This is a genomic window from Pseudomonas sp. BT76 TE3572 (genome assembly GCF_050435365.1).
Lineage (GTDB): Bacteria > Pseudomonadota > Gammaproteobacteria > Pseudomonadales > Pseudomonadaceae > Aquipseudomonas > Aquipseudomonas fluorescens_W.
Map to the genome: position 1 here is coordinate 1279078 of NZ_JBNDKE010000001.1, position 14811 is coordinate 1293888.

Genomic DNA, 14811 nt, shown 5'->3' on the forward strand with positions numbered 1-14811 from the left:
GATCAAATCGCCTCAACCACTCATTCTCTCATCAGCTTCTCAAACAGCTCCGTGTGCTCGGGAAATTGCTCGCTAAGCTTTTGCTGACTGCCCATCTCCATATCTGCAAAATCATACCCTGGTGAAACCGCTTCACTGATCAGACCGTATCCCGCCAGTCCGCTTGTAAGCTGCGAAGCTTTCCAGACGCCGCCCGGTACATGCAACTGCAGACATTGTCCGGCGATTATGTCGCTGCCCATCACAACCGTTTTTAATGTGCCGTCCGGAAAAATCAGGCTGTACTGAATCGCGTCTCCCACATGGTAGTAATGGACGATGTCCGATTGGTTCAGATGAAAATGGCCTATTGGCGAATCCTTGGTCAGCAAGTAGTAAATCGATGTCATCAGGTAGCGCCGACCCCCAGCGGTTTCGACCATCGCGTGGTGATCGGTTTGAAAGGTTCTGCGGTAGAAACCGCCTTCCATGTGGGGTTCCAGGCTCAGTGCTGCGATCACAGACTCAGCGCTGGGAATGGGTTTATCAATGGTGTTGGTCGTCATGTAGATTGAGCCCTCCAGCCTTTGAAATAGCGACCAACGCATACATGCACTCTATCGACATAATGCGCATAATTAATAATAACTATGCTAAATAGCTCTTTAGTAGAGCTAGCCATTAGAGCTTGAATGCACGAGTACTCACTACCCTCGCCCACTAAATTCATTCACGCCGCACTCGTGTTTGCGACACGGGCGGTGCGAATAAACAAGGCGCGCACTTTCTCCCAGAAATTCCCGCCCAATACAAAAAAGCTACCGATCAGCATGAGGTCGCCCAGCGCTTGAACTTGCCAGAGGTTGGGTCTGAGCCCCGGCCAAATGTTGTCGACGTAGGGTTCAAGAAAGGAGGAAATCATCGGCACGAAGAACATCACGAGGCCAATTCTATGACGCCATGGGCCCACTTCGACGTCCGTGCTGGGTGCAAGTTTGGACACATAACCGAACAGGGTACGCTTTAACTGTTGGAATCCGGACTTGCCCATGATGGCAATGGCGAGAATCAGCAGGATTTTGTTGCTGATGAACAGCACGCCAGTCAGTGCAGCGATTTTTGTGCCCGGCACATCGGCTGCGGCTGCGAGTGGCACCAACAGCCAGGAAACCAGCATCACGCAGATAATGACTATTCCCAACTTGAAGCGCCAACCGGCTGAGTGGGGTTCAGCAACACCCGGGGTGTTATTCATAATCGTCGTACCTTTCTAACGGATCACAGTAGATTTGATGGCACGTTAAAAAGCGTAGCAGCCGTGTGCTCATTTGGACGGCTATGCTCCAGTGATCTTTGTTGGTCGGGAAATGCGTAATGCATCCAGATACAACCCTGCTGAACTGGCGTGGCCGGTTCGTGCTGCTTGGCGTACTCGGCCTCAGTGGCTGCGTACGGCTTGGGCCGGATTTCCAGCCGCCCGGTGAAGAATGGGTCAAACACTGGAGCACCCCTGCCCTCGAGCAATCCAGCCAACGCAGCCCGAACCCGGACATTCGCCAGTGGTGGCAAGTCTTCGCCGATCCGGTCCTCGATCAATTGATTGCCGAGTCGGATGCACGTAACTCCAGCCTCAAAATCGCCGGCCTGCGCGTCATGGAAGCCCGCGCCCAACTCGGCATTGCTCAAAGTGGTCTTTACCCCCAACTGCAGCAAGCCAGTGTCGACAGTCTTTACTTCAACCGAAGGCAATCCGGCGGGACCAACCCGCGAGACAGCCATTTCTGGCAACACAGCGTGGGGTTCGACGTCGGTTGGGAACTGGACTTCTGGGGCCGCTTCAGTCGCGCCATCGAGTCGTCCGATGCCAGCTACTTCGCCGCCCAGGCCAACTATGAAGACGTGCTCGTACTGCTGCGCGCGCAAGTGGCCGACACCTATTTCTCGTTGCGCACCACCGAAGCCCGTTTGCGTGTCGCCCGGGAAAACGCCAAACAGCAAAAGCGCAACTTCGAGATCACCGAGAAGCTCTTCAACAGTGGTCAGACTGCCGAGCTCGACCTGCAACAAGCCAGGACCCAGTACCTGGGCACGTTGAGCACCATCCCCAATTTCGAAGACCAGTTGCAACGGACCCGCAATGCGTTGGCGGTGTTGATTGGTCAGCCGCCCGGCGCACTGCCGCAACTGGTCGAGAACATGGGACTGATCCCGCTGGTCGACCGTGCCGTTTTGCAAGATGTACCGGCCAACCTGCTGCTGCGTCGGCCCGACGTGCGCGCCGCCGAGCTTAATGTCGCTGCCCAGTCAGCGCTGATCGGTGTGGCCGAGAGCGATTTCTATCCGTCGCTGACCTTGCTGGGCAGCATCGTCTGGTCCACCGACACGCTCAGTGGCACGCCCCGGAATCTGGATTTGATCGGCGGCCCCAGCCTGCGCTGGAATCTGTTTGATCACGGCCAGATCAGCAACAACGTGCGCGTGCAGGATGCGCGGTTGCAGCAGCTGATCGAGGCTTACCGCGACAAGGTTCGCCAGGCGGCACGCGAGGCAGACGATGCGGCTTATGGCTTGATCAAATCCCTGGAGCGCGAAGGCATCCTGCGTCAGGCTGAAGTGGCCGCAAAACGTTCGCTGGTGCTGGCCAGCGCGCAGTATCGCGAAGGTTATTCGGACTTCCAGCGGGTGCTGGATGCGCAGCGCGCCTTGCTCGAACAACAGGACAATTATCTGGTCGCCCGCAGCAATGCCGTCAGCAATGTCATTGCCTTGTACAAAGCCGTGGGCGGTGGCTGGTACAGCGCCCAGCCGAAAGTCGATCCGACCACCCGCCAGCAAATGGAAAAACGCACCGACTGGGGCGATCTGCTGGAAGAACCCTCCACTGCTCAGCCTGCCATTCCAATGTCTTACAAGGTAAAAGACCAATGAGTGAAGCCGCCCAGTCCACGCCCGAGACACCTGTCACCCAGGCGCCAGCGCCGGCTGCCGACCCGGCAAAAAAAGGCATCAAGTGGGTGCTATTACTGATCCTCTTGAGCCTGGCCTGGTACCTGCTGGCGGATCGTTTCACACCCTATACACAACAGGCCCGGGTGGGTGCCTTTGTGATTCCGGTCGCCTCGGAAGTGGCGGGCCGCGTGGTTCGGGTGAACGTGCGCAACAACCAGGACGTCAAGGCCGGCGAAATCCTTTTCGAGGTGGACCCACAGCCGTACCAGATTGCCGTCGACCGTGCGCGCGCCGACCTCGAATCGACCCGCCGACAAATCGGTGCGAGCACCGCCGGCATTGCCTCGGCGCAAGCCAATTTGCGGGCCGCCCAGGCCAACGAGCTCAAGGCGCGCCAGGACAATCAGCGTCTTGAGGGTTTGTATCGCGAAGACCCCGGCACCATTTCCGTACGTCTGCTCGAAGTGTCTCGCGCCAACCGCGAGCAGGCTGTGAGTAAGGTCGCCGCTGCCCGCGCCGAAGTGCAGCGCGCGCGTGAGCAGGAAGGTGGCAGCGAGGAAGACAACGCCTTGCTGCGCAGTGCCGCCACGGCGTTGTCCAAAGCCGAACTGGATCTGTCCAATACGCAGATTCGCGCTCGCTCGGCCGGGCTGATTACGGATCTGCGTACTGACACAGGGCAATTCGCCGCTGCCGGTAGCCCGGTCATGACCCTGATCGCCATTCATGATGTGTGGATCAGTGCGGACATGACCGAGAACAACCTCGGTCTGGTGAAGCTCGACACGCCGGTTTCGATTGTTCTGGATGCGCTGCCGGGCGAGGTCTTCGAGGGCCGCGTGCGCAGCGTCGGTTACGGCGTCAGCGTGGGGCAGACACCCGCCCCTGGCACCTTGCCCAGCGTGCAGAACAGCCGCGACTGGTTGCGGCCGGCCCAGCGTTTTCCGGTGATTATCGAGTTTTCGCCAGACTCGTTGAGCACGTTGCGTGACAGTCGGGGGATCCGTGCCGGTGGGCAGGCCGAAGTCATGGCCTTCCCCACCGAGGGTAATCCGCTGAACCCACTCGGCCATGTGTTTGTGGGGTTCATGAGCTGGCTGAGCTATGCCTATTAAGGGTATGTCGACTCGGCGCACGCCGCGGGATCAACGGGCACTGCGCCTGGCCACCGGCACGGCGTTGAGCCTCGCCGCCAGTTTCGGCCTGGGCTTGCCGATTCCTTTTTTGGCGCCGGTGCTTTGCCTGCTGTTGCTGGCCTCGGTCAATCGCCCGCTGCCGTTCAAGGCCGGACTGGTTCTCGCACTGGCCGCCATGTTGACCACCGGCATCGGCCTGCTGTTGATCCCGCTCCTGCGTTATTACCCCGTCAGCGGCGTGCTATTGATCAGCATTGGTCTGTTCCTTGCGTTCCGCTTTGGCCTGCGGGGTGGCAACGCATTGATCATGACCTTCGTGGTGATTGGCCTGACGATGATTTCCTCGGCCGGTATCGCCAACTTCGATCTGGCGGCGACGGTCATCGGCGCACTGGTCAAGGGTTTGCTGCTCGCCGTTGTCGTCGTGGCGTTCAGTCATGGGTTATTCCCTGATCCACCCAATGCCCCTTCACCGCCCCCTGCCCCACCTCTGCCGGAAGAGGAAGTCAGTCGGATTGCGCTGCGTGCCACCCTGATCGTGTTGCCGGCATTCCTGCTGGCGCTGATCGACCCGGCCGGTTATCTGCCGATCATCCTGAAGGCCGTCGGCCTGGGTCAGCAAAGCTCCACGACGAACGCCCGCATCGCCGGTCGCGAACTGCTCGGTTCAACTTTGCTCGCAGGCCTGTTGGCGATTCTCTTCTGGAGTGCTCTCAGTCTGTTTGTGCATTTGTGGATGTTCTTTCTGTGGATGCTGCTGTTCGGCCTGGTGCTGGCGCGCAAACTCTATGCCCTGAGCCCGACGCGGTTTACCCCGGGGTTTTGGCTCAATACCCTGATCACGCTGATCATCCTGTTGGGTCAGTCGGTACAGGACAGCGCCGCAGGCAAGGACGTTTACACAGCGTTCGCCATCCGCATGGGGTTGTTCATCCTAGTGACGCTGTATGCCTGCCTGATGGTTCATCTGCTCGATCAACGGCGGCCAAATGACGTTCAAGGGTTAACCTGATACCCCTTCCCTTGCAGGCAACTGGTATAGGCCGTTGAACTGGTCGCAGCGCTGGTTTTCTCTTGCGCCCGGCGCTCCTGACGCTGACGCGAGCCTCCGACGACCGCTCCTGCCGCGGCGGTTTCCTTGGCGCGATTCTGGCGATAGTCCTGCTTGACGTTATCGTCGACGCGATCATAAAACTCGTCATGCTGACGTCCGCGTACTTGCGCCCCTGCGGCACCGGCGGCAGCGCCCACAGCGGCCCCTTTCAGCCTTCCACCGGAAGGCGTCGATGCAGTCGAGGCGCTCTGACTGGCCGCGATGTTGTGGCATTCGGTCATGTCCGCCTGGGTTTGTTGCGAACTCTGCCCTTTCATCGGCACGACCGTTTCCGCCCACCCCTGGGTCGAGGAAACCGCCAGCGCGATGCACAGGCTAATGGATGACAACCTTTTCATAATGACCTCCGACAGCTCAATACGTCACACCTCGTGATCCTGAGCGTAATTCAGCATAAAAGATTGTAGATCACCCCTTCTCACCCGCTCCCCTTCCCTACTACTGGTCAGCATGCGGAACAATTTTTCGCGCCAGCACACGCCATGACCTAACCTGAATGGCTAAAGCCGCTGGAGGCATGCCTATGCGTCCCGCATTGAAATTACTCATATTCGTTGTGTTCGCGCTGATGGGGGCGAACATCGGCGAACTGTCGGCGGACGAACTACCCAATGCGCCAGGCAGCAGTGAGGCCAGCGCCACCGCGACTGTGTCAAAAAGCGAGCTGGAAGCCCTGCAATTAAGGCTGGATGAACTTAAACAGCAGGTGTCACTGACCAGTAACTACACCCAGTTGGTAGGCTTTCAGGACAACGTTCAGTTGCTCTTCAGTGATGCAGACAAGTTGGCGACCTTGTTACTTCCCGAGCAGGTGCAACTGCAAGCGCAACTCAGTGTTCTCGGGACAGCATCCAACACCAGCCTTGCCGTGGAAAAGTCCGATCTTGTGAAACAGAGGTCTTATCTCACTGCACAAAAAGACAAGGTGGATGGCGATCTCAAGATATTGCAGGCCATCAAAGAAGGCGCGACTAACCTCATCACTCAGATCGCAAGCATTCGGCGCACCCAACTGGAGACCGAACTCGCCCAGCGAACCGCCAGCCTCCTCAACCCCCGGTTCTGGTTACCGCTGTTCTCTCCACTGGAGGAGGATACAAACCGTCTGAGGTTTTTGATCGAGCAGTCCAACAGTGTCATTCAGTCCGTCTGGCAACCCGGCCGGCGTGCCACGACCGTCACGTTGTTAGTATTGGCCCTGGCCTTCTGGACGACAGGGCGAAGACTGGCTGAACGTGGTTTGACCTGGATCTGCATCCATCGAGTACCGGAGGGTCGCCTGCGCAGAAGTTCATTGGCGATAGCGACGGTAGTTGCCACGATGCTGAGTGCGGGTTGTGCAATACAGCTCATCTCCGCCGCGGCTACCCGCCTACAACCATTGCCGCAGCCACTGGAAGGTTACTTCGACGATGTCGAAAAAGTCGCTTACGCCTGCGCCCTGATTATCGGCCTGAGTCGGGCCCTGCTGTCGAAACGCAATCCCTCATGGCGGTTGCCTGGCATCGCCGATGAAGTGGCAGTTGCAATAAGCCCTTTTCCGGCGCTGCTGGCCGGATCGATGCTGATACTCATCTCGCTGGTACAAGTCACCAATGCGACGGGTATGAGTTCGCAGGTGGTTCTCTTCAGCCGGGGCGTCGTGTCGTTAGTCGTCATCATGATTATGGGTGCGCTATTGATACGCGTCAGTAGAACCCGCCGAGCGATGGTCATTGCCGGAGAACACCCTGAGTCAGGTACTACGCTGGCGGGAGTGATTTATACCGGCGTCAGTATCGCCATGTTGATCTCGGTTTTTGGCCTGCTGGTCGGTTACATCTCCCTGGCCCGGTTCATCACTTACGAAATTGTCTGGCTCTATATCGTTATTGCCAGCTTCTATTTGCTGACGCAGTTGTTCAGGGACCTGTGTGATTACCTGTTTTCGCCCAGGCACCCAAGCGGCAAGGCAATCAAACAGTTGCTGGGGATCGGCGACGTACGGCTTGAACAAATCGAGGTTGTTGTGTCGGGTATTGGCAGAGCGGCCTTACTGTTGATTGCCGCGATTACAACGTTTGTGGGAGGGGTTGGAGCGACCTTTGGACAGCTGACTGACCGGGTTTCAGCGATCCTCGGCGGCGATGGCTTGCGCAAGCTGAACATCATTCCGGGCAATCTGTTGAATGCGGTCCTCGCACTGTTGATCGGTATTTACCTGATTCGATCGCTGCGCAGATGGCTGGATAACGAGTTCCTGCCGAAAACCGATATGGACCCCGGCATGGGGGCGTCGCTGAGCACCCTGTTCAGCAATATCGGGTACGCGCTGGTCATTCTGCTGGCGTTGTCTTCCTTGGGCGTAAAATGGACAAACCTGGCCTGGATCGTCAGTGCGTTATCGGTGGGGATCGGCTTCGGTTTGCAGGAGATCGTCAAGAACTTCGTATCCGGGTTAATCCTGCTCACCGAGCGTCCGGTCAAGGTCGGCGACTTGATCAGCATCAGCGGGGTCGAAGGCGATATCCGGCGGATCAATGTCAGGGCCACCGAGATACAGCTCAGTGACCGTTCGATCGTGATCGTGCCCAACTCGCAGCTTATTTCCCAGAACCTGCGCAATGTGACCATGGGCGGCAGCGCCCAAGGGGTGGCCACACTCGAACTGGTGTTCCCTCTGGATATCGATCCCGAGCAAGTCAAAAACCTGCTGTACACCACCTATCACGAGCATGAAACCATCCTCGAAAAACCCGCCCCCGTGGTCCGATTCAGCAATCTGAGCCCTGAAGGCATCACATTGACCATCACCGGCTATGTCAGCAGCCCAAGGATTGTCAGTACGACCAAGAGCGATCTGCTCTTCGAAATCCTGAAGCGATTGAGTGCGGCCGGCATCGAATTGGCCAAGCCTGTTCCCCCCGCGTAATGCCCATCAATAGCCTGCCTGGCGCCTGAACGAGCTCGTGATCACACGGATTCGTTGTGAATTTTTGCGCCATCGAGTGACACGTTTATTTTCATAGCGTTGCAATATGAAATAAAACATGTCATTTATAGCCACACAAAATCATCAGGACTGATACACCGCGCCAGATCGGATGGCCTGTACCACCCCAACGCCCCTCCAAGGAGTCAACAATATGAACAAGACAGAACTTCTAGGTGCTCTGGCACTGTGCGCCGCAAGCCTGTTGGCTCACGCCGACGAAGACAGCCTGCGTATCGGTATCGAAGCCGCCTACCCGCCCTTCTCTTTCAAGACGCCGGAGGGCAACGTCAGTGGTTTCGACTACGACATCGGCAACGCCCTGTGCGAAGAAATGAAGGTCAAATGCGAGTGGGTCATCCAGGAATTCGACGGCATGATTCCGTCGCTGAAAGTGCGCAAGATCGATGCGGTGCTGTCGTCGATGTCGATCACTGAAGACCGTATGAAGTCGGTCGACTTCAGCAAAAAGTACTACCACACACCCGGCAAGTTCGCGATGAAGGCCGGCAACGTGATCAACGACCCGCTGGTTGATCTCAAGGGCAAGAAAGTTGGGGTGCAACGCTCATCGACTTACGACCGTTTCGCCACCGAGCAGCTGGAAAAGGCCGGGGTCGAAGTGGTGCGCTACGGCTCACAAAATGAAGCCTTCCTCGATCTGGCGTCGGGTCGTCTGGACGCCACGCTCGCCGACATCGTCAACACCGACGAGAGCTTCATCAAAACGCCGGCAGGCAAAGGCTTCGCGCTGGTTGGACCGGACATCAGCGACCCGAAATATTTCGGCCGCGGCGCCGGGATCGCGGTGCGTAAAGGCGACAGCGTGAACGTCGCACGTCTGAGTACAGCGATCGACGCCATCCGCGCCAACGGCAAGTACCAGCAAGTGATGGCCAAGTACTTCGCGTTCGATATCTACGGCGAATAAGCCTTTACCCCAAACCCCGGCGCCGGCCCCTTGCGGGCGCCGTTTTGGGCTTGTCTCGCGCGCCTCTCGGCGCTCGTTTGAGGAACTTCATCATGCTTCACGGCTACGGATCGAGCATTCTCGATGGCGCCTGGCTGACCATTAACCTGGCCCTGACCTCCATGAGCATGGCGATTGCTTTGGGTCTGATCGGCGCGGCCTTTCGGTTGTCGCCGCTCAAATGGCTGGCGATGCTGGGCGAAGGGTACACCACCCTGATTCGCGGTATTCCTGACCTGGTGTTGATCCTGCTGATCTTCTACGGCGGCCAGGATCTGGTGAACCGCATCGCCCTGGCACTCGGTTACACCCGCTATATCGACATCAATCCCTTTATCGCCGGCGTCTGCACCATGGGCTTCATTTTTGGCGCCTATCTCTCGGAAACCTTTCGCGGCGCGTTTATGGCGATCCCTAAAGGTCAGGGTGAGGCCGGTGTGGCGTATGGCATGAGTGGCACCCAGGTGTTCTGGCGGATTCTGGTGCCGCAGATGATTCGTTTCGCCATCCCGGGGTTCACCAACAACTGGTTGGTGCTGACCAAATCCACCGCGTTGATCTCGGTGATCGGCTTGCAGGACATGATGTTCAAAGCCAAGAACGCAGCGGACGCCACCCATGAGCCGTTTACGTTTTTCCTCGCGGTGGCGGCGCTTTATCTGATGCTGACCAGCGTGTCATTGCTGGTCCTGCGTTACCTGGAAAAACACTACTCGGTCGGCATCAAAGCCGCCGAATTGTGATTGGGAGCAACCCCATGATTCTCGACTACAACCTGATCTGGGAAAACCTGCCGCTGTATTTCAATGGCGCCTTGTTGACCCTCAAAGTCCTGCTGATTTCCCTGGCCTTCGGCCTGGTGCTGGCGATTCCGTTGGCATTGATGCGGGTGTCCCGATCGCCCCTGATCAACTTCCCGGCGTGGCTCTACACCTACGTGATTCGCGGCACGCCGATGCTGGTGCAATTGTTCCTGATCTATTACGGCCTGGCGCAGTTCGCAGCGGTACGTGAAAGCGCGCTCTGGCCGTACCTGTCCAGCGCAACCTTTTGTGCTTGCCTGGCGTTTGCGATCAACACCAGTGCCTATAGCGCGGAACTGCTGGCCGGTAGTTTGAAGGCCACGGCGCATGGCGAGATCGAAGCCGCCAAAGCCATGGGCATGTCGCGCTTTACCTTGTACCGCCGCATTCTGCTGCCGTCGGCCTTGCGCCGGGCGTTGCCGCAGTACAGCAACGAAGTGCTGATGATGCTGCAAACCACCAGCCTGGCATCGATCGTCACATTGGTAGACATCACCGGCGCCGCGCGTACGGTCAGTTCGCGGTTCTATCTGCCGTTCGAGGCGTTCATTACGGCCGGCCTCATCTACCTGGCCCTGACCTTCATCCTGGTTCGCCTGTTCAAGCTGGCCGAGCGTCGCTGGCTGGCGTACCTGGCACCGCGCAAGCACTAAGGAGCTGTTATGGAGCACATTGAATACCTGTTGCCGTGGAGTGCTTCGGGCACTGAACGGAAACTGTCGCTGTTTCGCTTTGGCAGCGGACCGCGCAAGGCTTACCTCCAGGCGTCCTTGCACGCTGATGAGCTGCCGGGGATGCGCGTGGCGGTTGAACTCAAACGACGTCTGCGGGTGCTGGAAGAACAAGGTCGCCTGAACGGAGTGATCGAGCTGGTGCCAATGGCCAATCCGATTGGCATCGCCCAGATGTTCCAGGCCACCCATCAGGGGCGCTTCGAGTTCTCCAGCGGGAAGAATTTCAATCGGGATTTCCCGGAGCTGACTGAAGCCGTGGCGGCGCTGGTGAAAGACCACCTGGGCGACAATGCCGGCGGCAACACCGCTCTGATCCGCCGGGCCATGGCCGATGTCCTCGCCGACATGCCACCACCGACGTCGGAACTCGATGGCCTGCGCCGCCTGTTGCTGCAACATGCCTGTGATGCCGATGTGGTGCTGGACCTGCACTGCGATTTCGAGTCGATCATGCTGCTTTACGCCATGCCGCAAAACTGGCCGCGATTGCGTTCGTTGGCCGCTCGACTCGGTGCCGGTGCCGCATTGCTGGCCGAGGGTGCGGGCGGCAGTGCCTTCGATGAAGCCTGTGCGATCCCTTGGTTGCGGTTGGCCGAGCTGTTTCCTGAAGCCGATATTCCGCTGGCCTGTGCGGCCACCACCATCGAGTTGCGCGGCATGGCCGACACCGAACGCGAACAATGTGTCGATAGTGCCGAGGCCATTCTGGGCTATCTCGCCGAACAAGGCCTGATCAGCGGTGACTGGCCAGCAGCGCCAACGACCTGTTGTGAAGCGACGCCGTTCGCCGGCGCGCAGTACGCCTATGCGCCGCATCCGGGGGTGGTGAGTTTTCTGCAACCGCTGGGTGCCCGGGTCAGGGTGGGTGATCCGCTGTTCGAAGTGCTGGATCCGCTGACCGATCGCCACAGCATCGTGCGCGCCAGCACCGACGGCATCCTCTATGCCCGAGAACGCCTGCGCTTTGCCCAGCCCGGTTTGTGGCTGGCCAAAGTCGCCGGCACCCGCCTTATTCGCCAAGGTCGCTTGCTCAGCGACTGATTCCAGAGAATAAAAACCATGTACAAACTTGAAGTTCAGGATCTACACAAAAGCTACGGCAGCCACGAAGTGCTCAAGGGCGTGTCTCTGGAAGCGAAAGCCGGTGACGTGATCAGCCTCATCGGCTCCAGCGGCTCGGGCAAAAGCACCTTCTTGCGCTGCATCAACCTGCTGGAGCAGCCCAACGCCGGCAACATCGTGCTCAACGGCGAACAATTGAAACTGGTGTCCAACAAACTCGGTGGGCTCAAGGCTGCCGAACCCAAACAGTTGCAACGCATGCGTTCGCGGCTGTCGATGGTGTTCCAGCACTTCAACCTGTGGTCGCACATGAGCGCCCTTGAAAACGTCATGGAAGCCCCGGTGCATGTGCTGGGCATCAGCAAGAAAGAAGCCCGGGAAAAGGCCGAGCACTACCTGAACAAAGTCGGCGTGGCGCACCGCATGGGCGCCTGGCCGGCCCATATGTCGGGCGGCGAGCAGCAGCGTGTGGCGATTGCCCGCGCGCTGGCCATGGAGCCGGAAGTGATGCTGTTCGATGAGCCGACCTCGGCACTCGACCCTGAGCTAGTCGGCGAAGTGCTGAAAGTCATGCAGGACCTCGCCCTCGAAGGCCGCACCATGGTGGTCGTGACTCACGAAATGGGCTTTGCCCGCGAGGTCTCCAATCAACTGGTGTTCCTGCACAAGGGGCAGGTCGAAGAACGTGGCGACCCGCGCGAAGTGCTGGTCAACCCGCAGTCCGAACGCCTCCAGCAGTTTCTTGCCGGGAGCTTGAAATAACCCGCCCAGCCTAATGCCAGTCAGTTAAGCCATTTCAGTTGCAACGCATACTTTGTAGCAGCTGGCGAAGCCTGCGTTCGGCTGCGTAGCAGTCGTGAAATCAGGCGATGCGGTTCTTCAGGACTACCGCGCGGTCAGGTTTTACGACTGCTGCGCAGCCGAACGCAGGCTTCGCCAGCTGCTACAGGGACTGCGTTACGGCTCGACCGGCCTGATCACCGCCCCTTGGCAAGCGTTGCACACCAACGGTTGGCTTCGGATACACTCCAGCCAACCTTGTGCCACCCCTTCTCCAACCCTCAGGAAATGTTGAGCCGGATATGCCGACCCCATCGAAAAACACCACGGTCTATGCCGCACCGGTTATGCGCAAACTGGCGGAGATCGTTGGCGATTTGCAGCCGTCACTGCGCAAGGTGGCGGACTTTATCCTGCGTCACCCGCTGAGGGCTGCGACGCTGACCATCGAGGAGATGGCCCACGAAACGTCCACTTCGCCAGCAGCGGTCAACCGTTTGGCCAAGGCCCTGAACCTGGGTGGCTACACCGGCATGAAGGCCGAGCTGGTCGCGACATTGCAGCAAATGGTGTCGCCGGTCGACAAATTGCGCAACGAACTGGCGCATCGTCCTGGCGGCGCGTTTGGCCTGCATGAGCAAATCCAGAGCGCCAGCAGCAACCTCGCCACGGCGGCGACCAACAACCACGCAGACACCTTTGAAGCGTTCGTGACCCGCCTGACCCAGGCTCGCAAAATCTACATCCTGGGCTTTGGCAACAGCGTCTACTTCGCCGGTCTCGCCGCTTCGACCCTGATGCCTTTCTGCGCGGATGCCACCGCCATCAGCATGGAGGGCGGCAACGAAAACGCCGCGTACCGTCTGGCCGCGATTACCGATCAGGATGTGTTGCTGGCGATCTCCCTGCCGCGCTATTCCCTCGACACCCTGCAACTCGCCCGTTTCGCCAATGAGCGTGGCGCCACGGTGCTGGCAATCACCGATTCACCCGCCTCGCCGCTCACCAGCATTGCCGAACACGTGCTGTTTGCTCCCGCTGACCATCCGGTATTGACCAGTTCCAACATCGCGGTGCTCGCCTTGATCGAAGGCCTGGTGGCGGGCGTGATGGCGCGCAACAAGGAAGCCGTCAAGTTGGCGACCGAGCTGACCGAAAGCGTGATGGCTTACCTGCACATGCCGGGCAACAGCAAATCGACGAAAGCCACAAAGCCGCGCTGACGTGTCCCCGGCTTACCCGCGACCTGTTGCGCCACGGGGGTTGCGGGCGAGCGTCTGACTGGGAAGTTCGTTGAACAACGCGCGATAACTGCTGGAAAATCGCCCCAAATGCCAGAACGACCAGTTCATCGCCACTTCGGCAACGGTGGTGTCCATCGTTGTGCGGCTGAGCAATTCGCGGCGTGCGCTGTTGAGTCGGCGCAAGCGCAGCCAATGGGTCGGGGTCATCCCGGTATACGCCTTGAACGCATGCTGCAACTGCCGCAGTGAAACCCCCGCAACCTGCGAAAGCTCAAGCAGATTCAGGGTCTCTTCCGGGGTGTCAGCCGCCCATTCACCGATGCGTTTCATCACTGCACGCTCTTCGGCGCGGCGCTGTAAACCGCCGCGATCAAGGCAAACACACGCGTTGTCGAGGATGTAGAGGCAGTCTTCCAGCAACTGCTGGGTCAACGCCTCCTTGCTCGGCGGATCGAGCGTCTGCGCCAGTCGGGTCAACGTCCCGCTGAGCCAGCGACTGAACAACGCGTTTTGCCCCGAATTCAGTGGCGCCATGAACAGGCCTTCGAGCCTCGCCACGTTCAAACCGTGACGCTGCACAAACTCCGGACCGAACACCACGGCGATTTCCTGGTAGTTCTCCGGGGTGATCCAGATGTTGCGGCTCTCACCATTCAACACATAGAGCGCGTTGTCGCTGCGGTCGAAACAGAACGCGAGCGAGCCTTCGGGCGCGCTGAAATTCTGCTCGACCCGCGTGTTCATCTGTTCCTCGTAAATCTCCACGCCTTGCAGGTCCAGGTAGCGTACGCGCCCGGCGAAATGCCCCGGTGACATCTGCTGGTAATGCTGCACCCAACCCGGTGTGGCGCGGATTTGCTCGGCGACATCGGCGGTGTCGAACGCTTGGACTTGGAGAGGATTGCACGTTGTCATGGGTGACCTTACGCACTCGTTTGGTGCGTTTTGGTGCTGCTGAAAGTGGATAGATGGAACGTCAAGGCTCGCCCAAGATAGTCGTCAACGCGCCACAGGGGAAGTGTGTGGTGGATGAAACCAGCCTCCCCGGCGTTAATAAAACCAATAACGA

General features: G+C 58.8%; 14 protein-coding genes. 10 read left to right on the forward strand and 4 right to left on the reverse strand.

Features of this window, described 5'->3' with window-relative positions; all coding sequences use genetic code 11:
* Nucleotides 1-20 precede the first annotated feature (20 nt).
* Nucleotides 21-545 (reverse strand): cupin domain-containing protein, encoded by a 525-nt coding sequence (locus ABH912_RS05770; protein WP_429509992.1) that lies wholly within the window; start codon nucleotides 543-545, stop codon nucleotides 21-23.
* A gap of 164 nt (nucleotides 546-709) precedes the next feature.
* A complete protein-coding gene (locus ABH912_RS05775; protein WP_033054840.1) occupies nucleotides 710-1234 on the reverse strand; it encodes a transporter suffix domain-containing protein in 525 nt (174 codons plus the stop codon).
* Between the two features lie 119 nt (nucleotides 1235-1353).
* Here ABH912_RS05775 and ABH912_RS05780 point away from each other — a divergent pair, with 119 nt between their 5' ends.
* From ABH912_RS05780 to ABH912_RS05790, 3 genes are read left to right on the forward strand one after another with little or no spacing between them, the layout of a single operon-like run.
* A complete protein-coding gene (locus ABH912_RS05780) occupies nucleotides 1354-2907 on the forward strand; it encodes an efflux transporter outer membrane subunit (RefSeq protein WP_033054839.1) in 1554 nt (517 codons plus the stop codon).
* Entirely contained in the window at nucleotides 2904-4043 is a 1140-nt protein-coding gene (locus tag ABH912_RS05785; protein WP_033054837.1) for an HlyD family secretion protein, read from the forward strand. Before ABH912_RS05780 ends, ABH912_RS05785 begins: the two co-directional genes overlap by 4 nt.
* A 4-nt stretch (nucleotides 4044-4047) precedes the next feature.
* Nucleotides 4048-5076 (forward strand): DUF2955 domain-containing protein, encoded by a 1029-nt coding sequence (locus tag ABH912_RS05790; protein ID WP_429513059.1) that lies wholly within the window; start codon nucleotides 4048-4050, stop codon nucleotides 5074-5076.
* Here the strand turns inward: ABH912_RS05790 and ABH912_RS05795 are convergent.
* Complete coding sequence (locus ABH912_RS05795; RefSeq protein ID WP_429509995.1) at nucleotides 5061-5516, reverse strand: hypothetical protein; 456 nt, start codon at nucleotides 5514-5516, stop codon at nucleotides 5061-5063. The two genes, ABH912_RS05790 and ABH912_RS05795, sit on opposite strands and share 16 nt — an antisense overlap.
* A gap of 185 nt (nucleotides 5517-5701) precedes the next feature.
* Here ABH912_RS05795 and ABH912_RS05800 point away from each other — a divergent pair, with 185 nt between their 5' ends.
* The 7 genes from ABH912_RS05800 (at nucleotide 5702) to ABH912_RS05830 (ending at nucleotide 13721) form a co-directional block, all read left to right on the forward strand.
* Complete coding sequence (locus ABH912_RS05800; protein WP_429509997.1) at nucleotides 5702-8089, forward strand: DUF3772 domain-containing protein; 2388 nt, start codon at nucleotides 5702-5704, stop codon at nucleotides 8087-8089.
* A 214-nt stretch (nucleotides 8090-8303) separates the two neighbouring features.
* Nucleotides 8304-9080, forward strand: coding sequence for an ABC transporter substrate-binding protein (locus ABH912_RS05805; RefSeq protein ID WP_046047038.1), 777 nt, complete (start codon nucleotides 8304-8306; stop codon nucleotides 9078-9080).
* A 92-nt stretch (nucleotides 9081-9172) separates the two neighbouring features.
* On the forward strand, nucleotides 9173-9862 hold the full coding sequence (locus ABH912_RS05810) for an ABC transporter permease (protein ID WP_429509999.1): 690 nt from the start codon (nucleotides 9173-9175) through the stop codon (nucleotides 9860-9862).
* A 14-nt stretch (nucleotides 9863-9876) separates the two neighbouring features.
* Nucleotides 9877-10575, forward strand: coding sequence for an ABC transporter permease (locus ABH912_RS05815; protein WP_429510000.1), 699 nt, complete (start codon nucleotides 9877-9879; stop codon nucleotides 10573-10575).
* A gap of 9 nt (nucleotides 10576-10584) precedes the next feature.
* Complete coding sequence (locus ABH912_RS05820) at nucleotides 10585-11697, forward strand: succinylglutamate desuccinylase/aspartoacylase family protein (RefSeq protein WP_429510002.1); 1113 nt, start codon at nucleotides 10585-10587, stop codon at nucleotides 11695-11697.
* A gap of 18 nt (nucleotides 11698-11715) precedes the next feature.
* Nucleotides 11716-12480 carry an ABC transporter ATP-binding protein gene (locus tag ABH912_RS05825; RefSeq protein WP_429510003.1) on the forward strand — a complete coding sequence of 255 codons (765 nt, stop codon included), beginning with the start codon at nucleotides 11716-11718 and terminating at the stop codon, nucleotides 12478-12480.
* A gap of 320 nt (nucleotides 12481-12800) precedes the next feature.
* Entirely contained in the window at nucleotides 12801-13721 is a 921-nt protein-coding gene (locus ABH912_RS05830; protein WP_033054822.1) for a MurR/RpiR family transcriptional regulator, read from the forward strand.
* 12 nt (nucleotides 13722-13733) lie between these two features.
* On the opposite strand, the gene ABH912_RS05835 is transcribed toward ABH912_RS05830, so the two are convergent.
* Nucleotides 13734-14657, reverse strand: coding sequence for a helix-turn-helix domain-containing protein (locus ABH912_RS05835; RefSeq protein ID WP_429510005.1), 924 nt, complete (start codon nucleotides 14655-14657; stop codon nucleotides 13734-13736).
* Between the last annotated feature and the right edge of the window lie 154 nt (nucleotides 14658-14811).

What these genes read in the sequence shown, in the direction of transcription:
- ABH912_RS05770 (WP_429509992.1), bottom strand. Translation starts at nt 545, where the DNA reads ATGACGACCAACACCATTGATAAACCCATTCCCAGCGCTGAGTCTGTG.
- ABH912_RS05775 (WP_033054840.1), bottom strand. Translation starts at nt 1,234, where the DNA reads ATGAATAACACCCCGGGTGTTGCTGAACCCCACTCAGCCGGTTGGCGC.
- ABH912_RS05780 (WP_033054839.1), top strand. Translation starts at nt 1,354, where the DNA reads ATGCATCCAGATACAACCCTGCTGAACTGGCGTGGCCGGTTCGTGCTG.
- ABH912_RS05785 (WP_033054837.1), top strand. Translation starts at nt 2,904, where the DNA reads ATGAGTGAAGCCGCCCAGTCCACGCCCGAGACACCTGTCACCCAGGCG.
- ABH912_RS05790 (WP_429513059.1), top strand. Translation starts at nt 4,048, where the DNA reads ATGTCGACTCGGCGCACGCCGCGGGATCAACGGGCACTGCGCCTGGCC.
- ABH912_RS05795 (WP_429509995.1), bottom strand. Translation starts at nt 5,516, where the DNA reads ATGAAAAGGTTGTCATCCATTAGCCTGTGCATCGCGCTGGCGGTTTCC.
- ABH912_RS05800 (WP_429509997.1), top strand. Translation starts at nt 5,702, where the DNA reads ATGCGTCCCGCATTGAAATTACTCATATTCGTTGTGTTCGCGCTGATG.
- ABH912_RS05805 (WP_046047038.1), top strand. Translation starts at nt 8,304, where the DNA reads ATGAACAAGACAGAACTTCTAGGTGCTCTGGCACTGTGCGCCGCAAGC.
- ABH912_RS05810 (WP_429509999.1), top strand. Translation starts at nt 9,173, where the DNA reads ATGCTTCACGGCTACGGATCGAGCATTCTCGATGGCGCCTGGCTGACC.
- ABH912_RS05815 (WP_429510000.1), top strand. Translation starts at nt 9,877, where the DNA reads ATGATTCTCGACTACAACCTGATCTGGGAAAACCTGCCGCTGTATTTC.
- ABH912_RS05820 (WP_429510002.1), top strand. Translation starts at nt 10,585, where the DNA reads ATGGAGCACATTGAATACCTGTTGCCGTGGAGTGCTTCGGGCACTGAA.
- ABH912_RS05825 (WP_429510003.1), top strand. Translation starts at nt 11,716, where the DNA reads ATGTACAAACTTGAAGTTCAGGATCTACACAAAAGCTACGGCAGCCAC.
- ABH912_RS05830 (WP_033054822.1), top strand. Translation starts at nt 12,801, where the DNA reads ATGCCGACCCCATCGAAAAACACCACGGTCTATGCCGCACCGGTTATG.
- ABH912_RS05835 (WP_429510005.1), bottom strand. Translation starts at nt 14,657, where the DNA reads ATGACAACGTGCAATCCTCTCCAAGTCCAAGCGTTCGACACCGCCGAT.